Genomic DNA, 15,645 nt, shown 5'->3' with positions numbered 1-15,645 from the left:
GCTCGGGCCGGGGAAGGCCACTGGGCCGTCCCCGGCCCGCAGTCGTATGACAGGAGATCTTGACAAGTGCAGCTGGTAGTCGCGCGGATCGGCCGTGCCCACGGCATCAAGGGCGAGGTCACCGTCGAGGTACGCACCGACGAGCCGGAGCTGAGGCTCGCACCCGGCGCCGTACTCCTCACGGACCCCGCCTCGGCGGGCCCGCTCACCATCGAGACCGGCCGGGTCCACAGCGGCCGGCTGCTCCTGCGCTTCGAGGGCGTACGCGACCGCAACGGCGCCGAGGCCCTGCGCAACACGCTCCTGATCGCCGAGGTGGACCCGGACGAGCTCCCCGAGGACGAGGACGAGTACTACGACCACCAGCTGATCGACCTCGACGTGGTCACCAAGGACGGCGTGGAGGTCGGCCGGATCACCGAGATCTCGCACCTGCCCTCGCAGGACCTCTTCATCGTCGAGCGGCCCGACGGGAGCGAGGTGATGGTCCCCTTCGTCGAGGAGATCGTCACCGACATCGACCTGAAGGAACAGCGGGCGGTCATCGACCCGCCGCCCGGCCTGATCGACGACCGCGCCGAGACGGCCTCGTCGAGGGACGAGGACGGGGGCGGCGACGCATGAGGCTCGACGTCGTCACGATCTTCCCCGAGTACCTCGAACCCCTGAACGTGTCGCTCGTCGGCAAGGCGCGCGCGCGTGGACAGCTGAACGTGCACGTGCATGATCTGCGTGCCTGGACGTACGACCGCCACAACACCGTCGACGACACGCCGTACGGTGGCGGCCCCGGCATGGTCATGAAGACCGACCCGTGGGGGGACGCGCTGGACTCGGTGCTGGCCGACGGCTACGAGACCGGCTCCCACGGACCCGCCCTCATCGTTCCCACGCCCAGCGGCCGCCCCTTCACCCAGGCGCTCGCCGTCGAACTCTCCGAGTGTCCCTGGCTGATCTTCACGCCGGCTCGCTACGAGGGCATCGACCGGCGCGTCATCGACGAGTACGCGACCCGGATGCCCGTCCACGAGGTGTCCATCGGCGACTACGTCCTCGCCGGCGGCGAGGCGGCCGTCCTCGTCGTCACGGAGGCCGTGGCGCGGCTGCTGCCCGGAGTCCTGGGCAACGCCGAATCGCACCGGGACGACTCCTTCGCGCCCGGAGCCATGGCGAGCCTCCTGGAGGGACCGGTCTACACGAAGCCCCCCGAGTGGCGCGGTCGCGGCATCCCCGACGTGCTGCTCAGCGGCCACCACGGGAAGATCGCGCGCTGGCGACGCGACGAGGCGCTGAGGCGTACGACGGCCAACCGGCCCGACCTCATCGAGCGCTGCGACCCCAAGGCCTTCGACAAGAAGGACCGCGAGATGCTCTCCATCCTCGGCTGGTCGCCGGACCCCGAGGGGGAGCCGCACGGCCGATTTTGGCGCAGGACAGAGGGCGTGGAAGAATAGGCCGCTGTTGTGCGTCGTCCGGCGTGCGCCCCTGCCACAGGGGGACACGACGCCCGCCCCGACACGGACAGCAAACCTCCCGAACAGCCTAGTTCCCGCCGATGACCTGTGGCATGGGCGAAGAAAGCAGACGACATGTCTCACCTGCTCGACTCCGTCGACTCCGCGTCGCTGCGCAGCGACATCCCGGCCTTCCGCCCGGGTGACACCGTCAACGTCCACGTCCGCGTCATCGAGGGCAACCGCTCTCGTGTGCAGCAGTTCAAGGGCGTTGTCATCCGCCGCCAGGGCGACGGTGTCCGTGAGACCTTCACGGTCCGCAAGGTCTCGTTCTCCGTCGGCGTCGAGCGCACCTTCCCGGTGCACACCCCGATCGTCGAGAAGATCGAGCTGGTCACCCGCGGTGACGTCCGTCGCGCCAAGCTGTACTACCTCCGTGACCTCCGCGGCAAGGCCGCGAAGATCAAGGAGAAGCGCGAGAACTGAGCGCGCGCTCAGGTGTTGCAAAGCGGGGCCGGATAGCATCTGGCCCCGATGGACACCGAAGCACACCACGTGGAGCGCGACCGCTCCTCCCGCCCTTCTGGGGACGAGACACCATCGGACAGTTCCGGCCGGACGCCGGACGGTTCCGAAGAGATCTCTGACACAGCGGAGCCGGAGGGACGGTCGCGTTTCTCGTTGGTCACCGGTGCCGCCGACTGGCTCCCCGGCGGGCGGATCACCCTGACCGCACTGTTTTGCCTGGTTTTTCTGCTGCTTCTCAACACGTTCGTGATCCAGCCGTTCCAGATTCCCAGCAGCTCCATGGAGAGCGGATTGAGGATCGGGGACCGCGTTCTCGTAAATAAGTTGGCGTACCGTTTCGGTTCCGAGCCGAGGCGGGGTGACGTCGTGGTGTTCGACGGCACCGACTACTTCGGGAACGCCGACTACATCAAGCGCGTTGTCGGCGTTGGGGGAGACCGTGTGGTCTGCTGCGACAGGGAGGGGAGGCTCGAGGTGAACGGCCGGTCGGTCGACGAGTCGGCGTTTCTGTACCCGGGGGACCACCCGTCGGACGTGCCCTTCGACGTGGTCGTGCCCGACGGCACACTGTTCGTCCTCGGTGACCACCGCAGCGATTCCAGCGACTCCCGCGACCACCTCGGGTCGCCGGGCGGCGGAATGATCCCTGTCGGCAGAGTGATCGGCAGAGCCGGCTGGATCGTCTGGCCCGCCGGCCACATGACGGTCCTGGACCACCCCGGCGCCTATGCGCGCGTGCCCCAGCCGTCCACGGCGGGCGGTGCCCATGGGTAACCGCGGCAAACCCCGCGGGATGGTCAGCAGCCCCGCCGAGAACCTGCTGCCCACCGGCGCCCGACGGGCCGGCGGAGCGGCCCGGCCGAGCCGTGTGGAGCGGCGCAAGCTCGCCCGCAAGATCAAGCGCCGCAGGCGCCGCTCGGCGCTCAAGGAGATCCCGCTCCTCATAGGTGTCGCGGTGGTCATAGCCCTGGTCCTGAAGACCTTCCTGGTCCAGGCGTTCGTGATCCCGTCGGGCTCGATGGAGAACACGATCCAGATCGGTGACCGGGTACTGGTCGACAAGCTCACCCCGTGGTTCGGCTCCGAGCCGCAGCGCGGGGACGTCGTCGTCTTCAAGGACCCCGGCGGCTGGCTGGAGGACGAGCAGACGACGGTCAAGCAGGACGACCCCGTCGTGATCAAGCAGATCAAGGAGGGACTCCAGTTCATCGGTCTGCTTCCCTCCGACAACGAACGGGACCTGATCAAGCGGGTCGTCGCGGTCGGCGGTGACACCGTCAAGTGCTGCGACACCCAGGGGCGCGTCACCGTCAACGGCATGCCGCTCAACGAGTCGTACATCCACCCCGGCAACGCGCCGTCGTCGATCAAGTTCACGGTGACGGTGCCTCAGGGCCGCCTCTGGGTCATGGGCGACCACCGCGCCAACTCCGCCGACTCGCGCTACCACCGCACCGAGTCGTACAGCGGAACCGTCGCCGAGAGCTCCGTCGTCGGCCGTGCCGTGGTCATCGCCTGGCCCATCGGGAACTGGAGTCAGCTGGAGGAGCCGGACACGTACGCGTCCGTGCCGAGCGGGTCGACCACCGCCCTCGGCACGTCGCATAGGGTGGCGTCAGCGGATCCGAACGGATTGATCCCGCTCCCGACCCCTGCGGAACTCCCGCTCGTTATGGGAGTGGTGGGCCTGCACCGGATGAGGCGTGGGCGGCGGTACGGCGTGAGGAGTGGATGTGGGGGATGTGGCGGTCGGCGCACGATCCGGACACGGTGGCCCCGAGGAGCAGCCGGAGCGGCCCGACGAAGCGGCTTCCCCGGCCGCGGAGGACGCGATGAGTCCCGGGAGCGCCCCGGGCCCTGGCGGTCCGGAAGGTTCCGCGGATTCCGGGAGTGACTCCCCGGAGGGCCCGGAGGCCTCGGGCGGCGAGGAAGGAAACACACCGAGGAAGAAGCAGCGGTCCTTCTGGAAGGAACTGCCGATTCTCGTCGGTATCGCGCTGATCCTGGCGCTGCTGATCAAGACCTTCCTGGTGCAGGCGTTCTCGATCCCCTCGGACTCGATGCAGCACACCCTCGAGCAGGGCGACCGGGTCCTCGTCGACAAGCTCACCCCGTGGTTCGGCTCCGAGCCGGAGCGCGGCGAGGTCGTCGTCTTCCACGACCCCGCCAACTGGCTCGCGGGCGAGCCCACGCCCGAGCCGAACCCCGTGCAGCGGGTGCTCAGCTGGATCGGCCTGATGCCCTCCGCCGAGGAGAAGGACCTCATCAAGCGGGTCGTCGGCGTCGCGGGCGACACCATCGAGTGCAAGGGCACCGGCCCGCTGAAGGTCAACGGCAAGGCGTTGAACGAGCCCTACGTCTACGACGGGAACACCCCGTGCAGCGTCGACGACCAGGGCGGCCAGTTCAAGGTGAAGGTACCCGCGGGCAAAATCTGGGTCATGGGTGACCACCGGCAGAACTCGCTGGACTCCCGCTACCACCAGAGCGACAAGAACAAGGGCTTCGTCCCGGTGGACAACGTCGTGGGCCGTGCCATCGTGGTCGCCTGGCCGCCCACTCGCTGGGCCACGCTGCCGGTTCCCGACACCTTCGGCCAGGATCTGAGCGCCGCCGCTCCCGGCGCGCTCGGCCTCGCGGGCGCGGTTCCGCTGGTGCTGTGGCGCCGGCGCCGCCTCCTTACCGACGGAAACCCGAGGGTTTCTGGCGGCGGTACCGCCGGGTAGGGTGCCGTCCCAGATCGCCGATTCTCCGGGGCCGCGCACGGCCGCCGCCGGGAGGTCGATTCTCCGACCTGGGGAGCACTGGGATGAGCGGGACGACACGTCGTACGGACGAGGGCCACGGACGGCTCGGCAACATGTTGTCGGGACTGGCCGTGGCCCTCGGCTGTGTGCTCTTCCTCGGCGGCTTCGGCTGGGGTGCCTTCGTCTACCGGCCGTACACCGTGCCGACCGACTCGATGTCGCCCACCATCACGGCCGGCGACCGGGTCCTCGCCGAGCGGATCGACGGCTCCGCGGTCAAGCGCGGTGACGTCGTCGTCTTCCGGGAGAAAAGCTGGGGCGAGGACATGCCGCTGGTCAAGCGGGTCGTGGCGGTCGGCGGCGACAAGGTCGCGTGCTGCACGGACGGCAAGCTGACCGTCAACGGCAAGAAGATCGACGAGGGGTACCTGGCCGAGGGCCAGGCCGCTGAGGCGATGGGCATCCCGGAGATCACGGTCCCCGAGGGGCGCCTGTTCCTCCTGGGTGACGAGCGCAGCGGCTCCCTGGACTCCACGGCCCACCTGACGGAGGCCGGCAGGGGCACGGTGCCGCGCAGCTCCGTGGACGCGCGCGTCGACGCCGTCGTGTGGCCCATGGACGGCATGCTGGCCCGCCCCACCGGCTTCGAAGCACTCGGCTCGCTGTCGTCACCGGGCCCGCTGCGGCTGATCACCGCCGCGATCGTCGTGGGCGCCGTGCTGGTCCTGGGCGGCGGGGCGTACGGGCCGATCGCCACACGCATGGCCGCCCGTCGCCGCACGGCGGCGGCGACGGAGCCCGCCGGTGCCCGCTGAGGCGCCGTACGAGGGCGGCATGCGCAAGGTGGCCAGGGTCGTGCTGCTCGACCCGCAGGAGCGTGTCCTGCTGCTGCACGGGCACGAACCGGACGATCCGGCGGACAACTGGTGGTTCACGCCCGGCGGCGGCCTTGAGGGCGCCGAGACGCGCGAAGAGGCCGCGCTGCGGGAACTCGCTGAGGAGACCGGCATCACCGAGGTCGAGCTCGGCCCGGTGCTGTGGCAGCGCAGATGTTCCTTCCCCTTCGCCGGCCGCCGCTGGGACCAGGACGAGTGGTACTACCTGGCCCGTACGCGTCAGACCGTGACGCGGGCAGCCGGTCTGACCGACCTGGAACGCCGCACTGTCGCCGGAGCGCGCTGGTGGACGTGTCAGGAACTGACCGAAGCACATGAGACGGTGTATCCGACCAGACTCGCCGAGCTGCTGCGCAGGCTGCTCGACGAAGGTCCCCCGGCCATACCCGAGGTCCTCGACACGGAAATCGTCTAGGGGCTCTCGGGGCTGGCGCACAATAGGGGGACGCACGGCTGAAGGGGAACATGCCATGAGCGCCGAGGACCTCGAAAAGTACGAGACCGAGATGGAGCTCAAGCTCTACCGGGAGTACCGCGACGTCGTCGGTCTGTTCAAATACGTGATCGAGACCGAGCGGCGCTTCTATCTGACCAACGACTACGAGATGCAGGTGCACTCGGTCCAGGGTGAGGTGTTCTTCGAGGTGTCGATGGCGGATGCCTGGGTGTGGGACATGTACCGCCCGGCCCGCTTCGTGAAGCAGGTGCGCGTCCTGACCTTCAAGGACGTGAACATCGAAGAGCTGAACAAGAGCGATCTGGAGCTGCCGAGCGGGTGACTCGCGGTGGCCGCGCTGCCCCCTTGTGGCTCTTGGGACTTGTGGCTCTTGTGACTCTTGTGGGTGACGGAGTTGTCCCCAACCGCTGAGTTGTCCACCAAGATCCACTGCGTGGAGGCGGATGCGTGAGCGTTGGCGCCGGAGGTGGTGCCGACATGAACACACGGGACGCAGGCAGCACGGGCACAGCGGGCAGCACAGAAACATCTGGCAGGACAGGAACCTCTGGCAGCACACGTAGTGGTCGCAACGCACGAAGTGGCCGCACCGCATGCAGTGGCCGCACCGCACGCGGTGCAGGCAACGCGCGCAGTGCGATCGGTGAGTACGGAGAAGAACTGGCGGCCCGGCGACTGACCCAGGCCGGGATGACCGTCCTGGAGCGCAACTGGCGCTGCGGCAGGACCGGCGAGATCGACATCGTGGCCAGGGACGGCGACGTCCTCGTCGTCTGCGAGGTGAAGACCCGCCGCGGCGGCTGCTTCGAACATCCGATGGCCGCCGTCACCCCGGTCAAGGCCGGGCGGCTGCGCGAGCTCGCCGAGCACTGGCTCCACACACACGGAGGAGCGCCACCGGGCGGCGTGCGCATCGACCTGGTGGGCGTCGTCCTGCCCGAGCGCGGAGCCGCCGTCGTCGAGCACGTGCGAGGGGTGGCCTGATGGGGTTCGCCCGTACGTGCTCGGTGGCGCTGGTCGGCGTCGAGGGGGTCGTCGTCGAGGTCCAGGCCGACCTCGAACCGGGTGTCGCGGCGTTCACGCTGGTGGGACTGCCCGACAAGAGTCTGACGGAGAGCCGGGACCGGGTCAGGGCGGCGGTGGTCAACTCCGGCGCCGAGTGGCCCCAGAAGAAGCTCACCGTCGGGCTGAGCCCCGCGTCGGTGCCGAAGGCCGGCAGCGGATTCGATCTCGCCGTCGCGTGCGCCGTCCTCGGCGCATCCGAGCGGATCGACCCGCGCGTCCTGGCGGACATCGTGATGATCGGGGAGCTCGGGCTCGACGGCCGGGTCCGGCCGGTGCGCGGCATCCTGCCCGCGGTGCTGGCCGCCGCCGACGCGGGGTACGAGCAGGTGGTGGTCCCGGAGTGCGCGGCGGCGGAGGCGTCGCTGGTGCCGGGCGTGTCGGTACTCGGGGTCCGCAGCCTGCGCCAGCTGATCGCGGTCCTCACGGACGAGCCCGTACCCGACGAGGAACCGGACGACGGGCGCCCCGACCCGCTGATGGCCGGCCTGCGCATGCCGGGGGCGGGCGCGGCCACGGGCATGCACAGCGTGGATGCCGCCCACCAGGACCACGGCCACGACCTCGCCGATGTCGTCGGCCAGCTCTCGGCACGGACCGCGGTGGAGGTCGCCGCGGCCGGCGGGCACCATCTGTTCCTTGAGGGCCCTCCCGGCGCGGGCAAGACGATGCTCGCCGAGCGCCTGCCGGCCATCCTGCCGGCGCTCAGCAGGCAGGAGTCGCTGGAGGTCACGGCTGTCCACTCGGTCGCCGGCCTGCTGCCCGCGGGCAAGCCCCTGGTCGACGTCCCGCCCTACTGCGCCCCTCACCACTCGGCCACCATGCAGGCACTCGTCGGCGGCGGCCAGGGCGTCGCCCGGCCGGGCGCGGTGTCGCTGGCTCATCGAGGGGTGCTCTTTCTGGACGAGACGCCCGAGTTCAGCAGCCAGGCACTCGACGCGCTGCGCCAGCCGCTGGAGTCGGGGCACGTCGTGATCGCTCGCAGTGCGGGGGTGGTGCGGTTCCCCGCGAGATTCCTGATGGTGCTGGCGGCCAATCCGTGTCCGTGCGGCCGCTTCTCGCAGCGGGACGACCTGTGCGAGTGCCCGCCTTCCGCGATCCGCCGCTACCAGGCCCGACTCTCCGGCCCGCTCCTCGACCGCGTGGACCTCAGAGTGGAGGTCGACCGTGTCACGCGCTCCGAACTGACCGAGCGCGGCGCGCGGGGCGAGTCCACGGCGGTGGTCGCCGACCGGGTGCGCGCGGCCCGGGAGCGGGCGGCCACGCGCCTGGCCGGCACTCCCTGGCGGTCCAACAGCGAGGTGTCCGGGCGGGAGCTGCGCAGCCGGTGGTTCGCCGCGCCGGGCGCCATGGACGAAGCCGAGCGCGGCCTGGAGCGGGGTGCGCTGACCGCGCGCGGCCTCGACCGCGTCCTGCGGGTCGCCTGGACCATCGCCGACCTCGTGGGGCACGACCGCCCGGACGCCGTGGATGTCGGACTCGCCCTGCAACTGCGGACCGGTGTGCCCCGCGGAGTGCCCATGGCGATCGGAGCGCTGTCATGAGCGGCGCCCGGCGGTCGAGCGAGGAGAAACCGTGAGCCCGGGCGGCCTGTCCGACGCCGAGCGGCTCGACCGGGTCTTCCTCTCCCGGGTCGTCGAGCCGGGGGACGAGCTCGGCGGGCGGTGGCTCCGCGAGGCCGGCGTGCGGGAGACGGTACGGCGGCTCACCGGGGACGGACCACCGCTGCCAGGGGCGTCGCAGAAGCGGTGGGCGGGGCTGCGCGCCCGCGCCGAGAGCGCGGATCCACAACGGGACCTGGCGCGGGCGCGGGACGCCGGGGCCCGGTTCGTCTGCCCCGGGGATGCCGAGTGGCCAGGCCAGCTGGACGACCTGGGCGACGCGCGGCCCGTCGGGCTGTGGGTGCGCGGGCGGGTCAGCCTGCGGATGTGGGCGTTGCGCTCGGTGGCCGTGGTGGGCGCCCGGGCCTGTACGGAGTACGGGGCCCACATGGCGGCCGTCCTCGGAGCGGGCCTCGCCGAGCGGGGATGGGTCGTCGTGTCCGGCGGGGCGTACGGCGTCGACGGAGCCGCCCATCGGGGGGCTCTCGGCGCCGGAGGCGCGACCGTGGCCGTGCTGGCCTGCGGGGTGGACCGGCCCTACCCCCGCGGGCACACCGAGCTGATCAGCAGGATCGCCGAACAGGGACTGGTGGTCGGGGAGCTGCCGCCCGGGGACCATCCGACACCCAGCAGGTTCATCCTCCGCAACCGCGTCATCGCGGCGCTCACGCGCGGGACCGTGGTCGTCGAGGCCGCCTACCGCAGCGGCGCGCTCGTCACGGCGCGGGCCGCGCAGCGGCTGGGGCGGTTCACGATGGGCGTGCCCGGACCGGCGACCAGCGGGCTGTCGGCGGGCGTGCACGAGCTGCTGCGCGGGGAGGCGGCGCTGGTCACCGACGCCGCCGAGGTCGCCGAGTTGGTCGGCGACATGGGCGAGCTCGCGCCGGACCGGTGTGGTCCCGTACTGCCGCGTGACCTGCTGGACCCCGGAGCCCGGCGGGTCCTCGACGCGCTTCCCGCCCGTGGGGCCGCGACGGCCGGCGCGATCGCCCGCGACGCCGGCACGGCGGAGGACGACGCGGTCGGCAGACTGTACGAACTCCGAGCACTTGGTTACGTCGAACGACATGGCGAGGGCTGGAAGTTGACACGCCAGGCCATGCTCTCCGGTTCATCGGACCGACGCCGATGTTGACCGTGTGTGTTCGGCCGTCCGGGCGAACGCCGACTGCCTGGGCAATTCCCGGAGTTGGTGCCTCCGCGGGGTTACCCAGCGCGACAGGTGCGACCCCGGGGAGGGTCCGGCGGAGAGGGTTCGCGTACGGGCGATACCTCGCTCTTCGCGCACTGCGACGCTCCAGTCACGCTACGCTCACGAGGATCCCGACGCGGACGGCACCTCGACATCACTCCGACAGTTCACCCAGGCACCACCAGTTCACGGCAGAACGGCACAAGGCGACGAATGCCCCAGCACACCTCCGGGTCCGATCGGGCGGCAGTTCCCCCAGCCGCCCGCGTCGACGTGCGACCGCCCGCCCCCTCGACACTCGACGAGTTGTGGCGGTCGTACAAGGCGACGGGCGACGAGCGGCTGCGCGAGCAGCTGATCCTGCACTACTCGCCGCTGGTCAAGTACGTCGCGGGCCGGGTGAGCGTCGGCCTGCCGGCCAACGTCGAGCAGGCGGACTTCGTCTCGTCCGGGGTGTTCGGGCTGATCGACGCGATCGAGAAGTTCGACATCGACCGGGAGATCAAGTTCGAGACGTACGCGATCACACGCATCCGGGGGGCGATGATCGACGAGCTGCGGGCACTGGACTGGATCCCGCGGTCCGTGCGGCAGAAGGCGCGCAACGTCGAGCGGGCCTACGCCACCCTGGAGGCGCGGCTGCGACGCACCCCGTCCGAGGGAGAGGTGGCCGCGGAGATGGGCATCGCCGTGGACGAACTCCACGCGGTGTTCAGCCAGCTGTCGCTGGCGAACGTGGTGGCGCTGGAGGAGCTGCTGCACGTGGGGGGCGAGGGCGGTGACCGGCTGAGCCTCATGGACACGCTGGAGGACACCGCCGCCGACAACCCCGTGGAGGTGGCGGAGGACCGGGAGCTCAGACGCTTCCTGGCGCGGGCCATCAACACCCTGCCCGAGCGGGAGAAGACCGTCGTCACGCTGTACTACTACGAGGGCCTCACGCTCGCGGAGATCGGGAACGTGCTCGGGGTGACCGAGAGCCGGGTCAGCCAGATCCACACCAAGTCCGTGCTTCAGCTGCGGGCCAAGCTGGCGAGTTTCGGCCGTTGATCTGGCCGGAGGACGCCCCGTCGGGCGAAGCGCCTCCCCTGGACGGTGATTCGTCCGTAAAGTGGTTGACGTGCCAAGGATTCGAGCGGCCTCCGTGGCCGAGCACCGGTCGATGCAGCGTGCCGCCCTGCTGGACGCGGCGCGCTCTTTGCTGTCCGAGGGCGGGACGGAGGCGCTGACCTTCCCCGCGCTCGCCGAGCGCACGGGACTCGCCCGGTCGTCCGTGTACGAGTACTTCCGGTCGCGGGCCGCCGTGGTCGAGAAGCTCTGCGAAGTCGACTTCCCGCTCTGGGCGGCGGAGGTCGAGGCGGCGATGGCCGTCGCGGACAGCCCCGAGGGCAAGGTCGAGGCGTACGTCCGGCAGCAGCTGGCGCTGGTCGGGGACCGGCGGCACCGGGCTGTCGTCGCCATCTCGGCCAGTGAACTCGACGCGGGGGCGCGGGAGAAGATCCGTGCCGCGCACGGCGGGCTCGTCACGATGATCGTCGAGGCGCTGGCGGGCATGGGCCACGCACAGCCCCGGCTGGCCGCGATGCTGCTCCAGGGCGTGGTCGACGCGGCCGTGCGGCGGATCGAGCTCGGCGCGGCGGAGGACCCCGAGGCGATCACCGAAGCGGCTGTCTCCATGGCGCTGCGTGGGGTCCGGGGCTGACCTTCCTGGGGCGACCTCCCCTTACTCCGGCACTCCGGTCACCGGCAGCAGACGTGACGGGCCGCGGTTCAGCAGCCAGGGTGGCAGCAAGGACAGCGGGTCGAGGTAGACGTCGCCTCTGAGCAGGCCCCAGTGCACGCACCCCGGCGGGCAGTGCGAAGCCGCCGGCTCCACGGTGCCCAGGACGTCGCCCGCCGCCACCTCGTCGCCCTTCTCCACCGAGGCCCGGACCGGCTGGAAGGTCGTCCGCAGGGGCGGCTCGCCCGTGCCCGTCAGCTCCACCGAGACGACACCGCGGCCCGCCACCCGGCCGGCGAAGGACACACGGCCCGGTGCGACGGCCCGTACCGGGGCCTCGGCGGTCGCCGCCAGGTCCACGCCCCGGTGGCCCCGGCCGTAAGCGGTCGCCGGGGGCTCCCAGCCCCGTAGAACCGAAGGGCGCAGTCCGACGGGCCAGTTCCGCCCGACGGCCGGTACCGGCAGGTCTGCGTCCGGCGGCTTCCCCCGGTCTTCCGGTGGCTTGCTTCGGCCTCCCGGCGGCGCCGTCTCAGCCGTCGGCGGGACGGCGCCCGCCAGGGACACGGCCGTGCCGTCGCGCCCGGCCGAAGCTCCTGCGCCCGCTCCCGGCGCGGTCACCGCCACGGCGACGACCGTCAGCGCCAGGAGGAGGCCCGGCCACGTCCCCGCACATCGTTTCGCTCGCATGCGAGAACCGTGCCGGACGGCGGTCGATCATGGCCGGGATCTGTGGACCACCGGCGGGTTGTGGATATCGGCGTCACCCAGGGCCTCGTGGGTCCCGTACACTTCTGATGGCGACCCGGGCCACCGGGTCGACTTCGCACGCCCCGATACGAGGCCCTTCTGTGGTCCGTATCAGCGCCCCTCGGTCCTTAGCGGCACGGCGCGTCGTGGGCGTCAGGCGCGGGTGCCGTCCGGCACACGCGGCACAACCGAGAAACACAAGGAGAACGGCCATGGCCGTCGTCACGATGCGGGAGCTGCTGGAGAGCGGCGTCCACTTCGGTCACCAGACCCGCCGCTGGAACCCGAAGATGAAGCGCTTCATCTTCACCGAGCGCAACGGCATCTACATCATCGACCTGCTCCAGTCGCTGTCGTACATCGACCGCGCCTACGAGTTCGTCAAGGAGACCGTCGCCCACGGCGGCACGGTCATGTTCGTCGGCACGAAGAAGCAGGCGCAGGAGGCCATCGCCGAGCAGGCCACCCGCGTCGGCATGCCCTACGTCAACCAGCGCTGGCTGGGCGGCATGCTCACCAACTTCTCGACCGTCTACAAGCGTCTGCAGCGCCTCAAGGAGCTCGAGCAGATCGACTTCGAGGACGTCGCGTCCTCCGGTCTGACCAAGAAGGAGCTGCTGGTCCTCTCCCGCGAGAAGGCCAAGCTGGAGAAGACCCTCGGTGGTATCCGCGAGATGCAGAAGGTGCCCAGCGCCGTCTGGATCGTGGACACCAAGAAGGAGCACATCGCGGTCGGTGAGGCCCGGAAGCTCAACATCCCGGTCGTCGCCATCCTCGACACCAACTGCGACCCCGACGAGGTCGACTACAAGATCCCGGGCAACGACGACGCGATCCGCTCCGTCACCCTGCTCACCCGCGTGATCGCCGACGCCGTCGCCGAGGGCCTCATCGCCCGCTCGGGCGTCAAGACCGAGGGCGAGAAGGCCGCGGGCGAGCCGCTCGCCGAGTGGGAGCGCGACCTGCTCGAGGGCGGCGAGAAGAAGGCCGAGGAGAAGGCCGAGGAGACCCCGGCCGCCGAGGCCGAGAAGCCGGCCGAGGCTCCGGCCGCCGAGGCTCCGGCTGCCGAGGCTCCGGCCGCCGACGCCGAGCAGGCCTGACCCAGGGCGTTGACGGCGGGGGCGGCACCGCATCCCACAGCGCCTCCGGCGCGGTGAAGTCCGCTCCCGCCGTTCACCCGTAGGTCAACGGCGTGTCAGGGATCCACGGCTGACTGTGGACCGCAGACCCCGTAGATCTTCGATCCTCCAGACTTCGAGAAAGATTCACAGACTCATGGCGAACTACACCGCCGCCGACGTCAAGAAGCTCCGCGAGCTCACCGGCGCCGGCATGATGGACTGCAAGAAGGCGCTGGACGAGGCCGAGGGCAACGTCGAGAAGGCCGTCGAGGCGCTCCGCATCAAGGGCCAGAAGGGCGTCGCCAAGCGCGAGGGCCGCTCCGCCGAGAACGGCGCCGTGGTCTCCGTCCTCGCCGACGACAACTCCTCCGGTGTCCTGGTCGAGCTGAAGTGCGAGACGGACTTCGTCGCCAAGGGCGAGAAGTTCCAGGCCGTCGCCGCCGCCATCGCCGAGCACGTCGCCAAGACCTCCCCGGCCGACATCGAGGCGCTGCTCGCCTCCGAGATCGAGGCCGGCAAGACCGTCCAGGCGTTCGTGGACGAGGCCAACGCCAACCTCGGCGAAAAGATCGTCCTGGACCGCTTCGCGCAGTTCGCCGACGGCTTCGTGACGGCGTACATGCACCGCACGATGCCCGACCTGCCCCCGCAGATCGGTGTGCTCGTCGAGCTCGACAAGCCGAACGCCGAGGTCGCCAAGGGCGTCGCCCAGCACATCGCCGCCTTCGCGCCGAAGTACCTCTCCAAGGAGGACGTCCCGGCCGAGGTCGTCGAGTCCGAGCGCCGCGTCGCCGAGGAGACCACCCGCGCCGAGGGCAAGCCCGAGGCCGCCCTGCCGAAGATCGTCGAGGGTCGCCTCAACGGCTTCTTCAAGGACGCCACGCTGCTCGGCCAGCCGTACGCGCTGGACAACAAGAAGTCCGTCCAGAAGATCCTGGACGAGGCCGGTGTCACCCTGAAGCGCTTCACGCGCATCAAGGTCGGCATCTGAGTCTGAGTCCGTACCGCGATCGACGCGCGACCCCGCTAGGGTCGACAGCAGTCGTCCGTGTCGTTCGCGTATGCCGTCCCGCACACGCGTGACGGACGACCACGGACGACAGCAGATCTGACGAGGAGGCCATTGCCGCGCATGGGATGCGAACCACTCCCCACCGGCAATGGCCTTCTTCGCATGTGCGACAGGTACAAAGAGGCGGGATCCCGATGACCACCAAGGCCCAGAAGAGCGACGACGGCAAAGTACGCGGCCGGTTTCTGCTGAAGCTGTCCGGAGAGGCCTTCTCCGGCGGCGGGGGCCTGGGCGTGGACCCCGACGTGGTGCACAAGATCGCCCGCGAGATCGCGGCCGTCGTACGGGACGGGGCGCAGATCGCCGTCGTCATCGGCGGCGGCAACTTCTTCCGCGGCGCCGAACTCCAGCAGCGCGGCATGGACCGCGCCCGCTCCGACTACATGGGCATGCTCGGCACCGTGATGAACTGCCTCGCGCTCCAGGACTTCCTGGAGAACGAGGGCATCGACAGCCGGGTCCAGACCGCCATCACCATGGGCCAGGTAGCCGAGCCCTACATCCCGCTGCGCGCCGTGCGCCACCTGGAGAAGGGCCGCGTCGTCATCTTCGGCGCCGGTATGGGCATGCCGTACTTCTCCACCGACACCACCGCCGCCCAGCGCGCCCTGGAGATCGACGCCGAGGCGCTGCTGATGGGCAAGAACGGCGTGGACGGGGTCTACGACTCCGACCCCAAGACCAACCCGGACGCGGTCAAGTTCGACTCCCTCGGATACGGCGAGGTCATCACCCGCGACCTCAAGGTCGCCGACGCCACCGCGATCACCCTGTGCCGCGACAACAAGCTGCCGATCCTCGTGTTCGAGCTGCTGGCGGAGGGAAATATCGCGCGGGCCGTCAAGGGTGAGAAGATCGGCACTCTCGTGGGCGAACAGGGCAGCCGGGCCTGACCTGGGACCACCCCTGCCCGGGGGACGGACCCTGACCGGGGGATGGACAATGTTCTGATGGTCGGGAACCGTGCAGGAAGAAGACGCGACGCAGCCGGCCGCCGACGTGACAGAGAACAGCAGCCGGGCCTACTCAAGACACGCAGGAGCAAGTG

Annotated in this window: 17 protein-coding genes and 1 pseudogene; 17 read left to right on the top strand and 1 reads right to left on the bottom strand. The window is 70.4% G+C overall.

The annotated features are described in order from the left end of the window. Positions 1 to 66: 66 nt before the first annotated feature. The 14 genes and pseudogenes from rimM to ACZ49J_RS17925 all read left to right on the top strand — a co-directional run bounded on the left by rimM (position 67) and on the right by ACZ49J_RS17925 (position 11,639). Positions 67 to 624: a ribosome maturation factor RimM gene (gene rimM / locus ACZ49J_RS17990; protein ID WP_467449105.1), complete on the top strand. Its 558-nt coding sequence runs from the start codon at positions 67 to 69 to the stop codon at positions 622 to 624. Further along, entirely contained in the window at positions 621 to 1,454 is an 834-nt protein-coding gene (gene trmD / locus ACZ49J_RS17985; protein ID WP_467449103.1) for a tRNA (guanosine(37)-N1)-methyltransferase TrmD, read from the top strand. The genes rimM and trmD overlap by 4 nt, the downstream gene beginning before the upstream one ends. A gap of 135 nt (positions 1,455 to 1,589) precedes the next feature. Continuing rightward, complete coding sequence (gene rplS, locus ACZ49J_RS17980; protein WP_467449102.1) at positions 1,590 to 1,940, top strand: 50S ribosomal protein L19; 351 nt, start codon at positions 1,590 to 1,592, stop codon at positions 1,938 to 1,940. 48 nt (positions 1,941 to 1,988) lie between these two features. Then, entirely contained in the window at positions 1,989 to 2,756 is a 768-nt protein-coding gene (gene lepB, locus ACZ49J_RS17975; protein WP_467449101.1) for a signal peptidase I, read from the top strand. Next, on the top strand, positions 2,749 to 3,876 hold the full coding sequence (gene lepB, locus ACZ49J_RS17970; RefSeq protein WP_467449099.1) for a signal peptidase I: 1,128 nt from the start codon (positions 2,749 to 2,751) through the stop codon (positions 3,874 to 3,876). Before lepB (ACZ49J_RS17975) ends, lepB (ACZ49J_RS17970) begins: the two co-directional genes overlap by 8 nt. Next, on the top strand, positions 3,815 to 4,708 hold the full coding sequence (gene lepB / locus ACZ49J_RS17965; protein ID WP_467449098.1) for a signal peptidase I: 894 nt from the start codon (positions 3,815 to 3,817) through the stop codon (positions 4,706 to 4,708). Before lepB (ACZ49J_RS17970) ends, lepB (ACZ49J_RS17965) begins: the two co-directional genes overlap by 62 nt. 83 nt (positions 4,709 to 4,791) lie before the next feature. Beyond that, positions 4,792 to 5,544, top strand: a complete 753-nt coding sequence (gene lepB, locus ACZ49J_RS17960) for a signal peptidase I (RefSeq protein ID WP_467449097.1) — start codon at positions 4,792 to 4,794, stop codon at positions 5,542 to 5,544. Between the two features lie 19 nt (positions 5,545 to 5,563). After that, positions 5,564 to 6,040 carry an NUDIX hydrolase gene (locus ACZ49J_RS17955; RefSeq protein WP_467449322.1) on the top strand — a complete coding sequence of 159 codons (477 nt, stop codon included), beginning with the start codon at positions 5,564 to 5,566 and terminating at the stop codon, positions 6,038 to 6,040. A 55-nt stretch (positions 6,041 to 6,095) separates the two neighbouring features. After that, on the top strand, positions 6,096 to 6,404 hold the full coding sequence (locus ACZ49J_RS17950; protein ID WP_003993268.1) for a DUF2469 domain-containing protein: 309 nt from the start codon (positions 6,096 to 6,098) through the stop codon (positions 6,402 to 6,404). A gap of 302 nt (positions 6,405 to 6,706) precedes the next feature. Beyond that, positions 6,707 to 7,066 (top strand): annotated as a pseudogene (locus ACZ49J_RS17945) (YraN family protein); the annotation flags it as partial. Beyond that, on the top strand, positions 7,066 to 8,688 hold the full coding sequence (locus ACZ49J_RS17940; protein ID WP_467449096.1) for a YifB family Mg chelatase-like AAA ATPase: 1,623 nt from the start codon (positions 7,066 to 7,068) through the stop codon (positions 8,686 to 8,688). The pseudogene ACZ49J_RS17945 and the gene ACZ49J_RS17940, both read left to right, overlap by 1 nt. Positions 8,689 to 8,719: 31 nt before the next feature. Then, a complete protein-coding gene (dprA, locus tag ACZ49J_RS17935) occupies positions 8,720 to 9,880 on the top strand; it encodes a DNA-processing protein DprA (RefSeq protein WP_467449095.1) in 1,161 nt (386 codons plus the stop codon). Positions 9,881 to 10,150: 270 nt separating this feature from the next. Then, positions 10,151 to 10,987, top strand: a complete 837-nt coding sequence (gene whiG, locus ACZ49J_RS17930) for an RNA polymerase sigma factor WhiG (protein WP_467449094.1) — start codon at positions 10,151 to 10,153, stop codon at positions 10,985 to 10,987. A gap of 94 nt (positions 10,988 to 11,081) precedes the next feature. Continuing rightward, complete coding sequence (locus tag ACZ49J_RS17925; RefSeq protein WP_467449321.1) at positions 11,082 to 11,639, top strand: TetR/AcrR family transcriptional regulator; 558 nt, start codon at positions 11,082 to 11,084, stop codon at positions 11,637 to 11,639. 21 nt (positions 11,640 to 11,660) lie between these two features. Here ACZ49J_RS17925 and ACZ49J_RS17920 read toward each other — a convergent pair whose 3' ends face one another. After that, complete coding sequence (locus ACZ49J_RS17920; protein WP_467449093.1) at positions 11,661 to 12,344, bottom strand: peptidoglycan DD-metalloendopeptidase family protein; 684 nt, start codon at positions 12,342 to 12,344, stop codon at positions 11,661 to 11,663. Between the two features lie 272 nt (positions 12,345 to 12,616). Here ACZ49J_RS17920 and rpsB point away from each other — a divergent pair, with 272 nt between their 5' ends. The 3 genes from rpsB (at position 12,617) to pyrH (ending at position 15,490) form a co-directional block, all read left to right on the top strand. Beyond that, positions 12,617 to 13,504 (top strand): 30S ribosomal protein S2, encoded by an 888-nt coding sequence (gene rpsB / locus ACZ49J_RS17915; protein ID WP_467449092.1) that lies wholly within the window; start codon positions 12,617 to 12,619, stop codon positions 13,502 to 13,504. 175 nt (positions 13,505 to 13,679) lie between these two features. After that, positions 13,680 to 14,516 carry a translation elongation factor Ts gene (tsf, locus tag ACZ49J_RS17910; RefSeq protein ID WP_467449090.1) on the top strand — a complete coding sequence of 279 codons (837 nt, stop codon included), beginning with the start codon at positions 13,680 to 13,682 and terminating at the stop codon, positions 14,514 to 14,516. A 215-nt stretch (positions 14,517 to 14,731) separates the two neighbouring features. After that, positions 14,732 to 15,490: a UMP kinase gene (gene pyrH, locus ACZ49J_RS17905; RefSeq protein ID WP_467449089.1), complete on the top strand. Its 759-nt coding sequence runs from the start codon at positions 14,732 to 14,734 to the stop codon at positions 15,488 to 15,490. The last annotated feature ends 155 nt before the right edge of the window (positions 15,491 to 15,645 follow it).

This window comes from Streptomyces sp. NPDC030840 (genome assembly GCF_055572015.1).
This window is presented reverse-complemented; position numbering and strand designations above follow the sequence as displayed.

What these genes read in the sequence shown, in the direction of transcription:
- trmD (WP_467449103.1), top strand. Translation starts at nt 621, where the DNA reads ATGAGGCTCGACGTCGTCACGATCTTCCCCGAGTACCTCGAACCCCTG.
- rplS (WP_467449102.1), top strand. Translation starts at nt 1,590, where the DNA reads ATGTCTCACCTGCTCGACTCCGTCGACTCCGCGTCGCTGCGCAGCGAC.
- lepB (WP_467449101.1), top strand. Translation starts at nt 1,989, where the DNA reads ATGGACACCGAAGCACACCACGTGGAGCGCGACCGCTCCTCCCGCCCT.
- lepB (WP_467449099.1), top strand. Translation starts at nt 2,749, where the DNA reads ATGGGTAACCGCGGCAAACCCCGCGGGATGGTCAGCAGCCCCGCCGAG.
- lepB (WP_467449098.1), top strand. Translation starts at nt 3,815, where the DNA reads ATGAGTCCCGGGAGCGCCCCGGGCCCTGGCGGTCCGGAAGGTTCCGCG.
- lepB (WP_467449097.1), top strand. Translation starts at nt 4,792, where the DNA reads ATGAGCGGGACGACACGTCGTACGGACGAGGGCCACGGACGGCTCGGC.
- ACZ49J_RS17955 (WP_467449322.1), top strand. Translation starts at nt 5,564, where the DNA reads ATGCGCAAGGTGGCCAGGGTCGTGCTGCTCGACCCGCAGGAGCGTGTC.
- ACZ49J_RS17950 (WP_003993268.1), top strand. Translation starts at nt 6,096, where the DNA reads ATGAGCGCCGAGGACCTCGAAAAGTACGAGACCGAGATGGAGCTCAAG.
- ACZ49J_RS17940 (WP_467449096.1), top strand. Translation starts at nt 7,066, where the DNA reads ATGGGGTTCGCCCGTACGTGCTCGGTGGCGCTGGTCGGCGTCGAGGGG.
- whiG (WP_467449094.1), top strand. Translation starts at nt 10,151, where the DNA reads ATGCCCCAGCACACCTCCGGGTCCGATCGGGCGGCAGTTCCCCCAGCC.
- ACZ49J_RS17920 (WP_467449093.1), bottom strand. Translation starts at nt 12,344, where the DNA reads ATGCGAGCGAAACGATGTGCGGGGACGTGGCCGGGCCTCCTCCTGGCG.
- rpsB (WP_467449092.1), top strand. Translation starts at nt 12,617, where the DNA reads ATGGCCGTCGTCACGATGCGGGAGCTGCTGGAGAGCGGCGTCCACTTC.
- tsf (WP_467449090.1), top strand. Translation starts at nt 13,680, where the DNA reads ATGGCGAACTACACCGCCGCCGACGTCAAGAAGCTCCGCGAGCTCACC.
- pyrH (WP_467449089.1), top strand. Translation starts at nt 14,732, where the DNA reads ATGACCACCAAGGCCCAGAAGAGCGACGACGGCAAAGTACGCGGCCGG.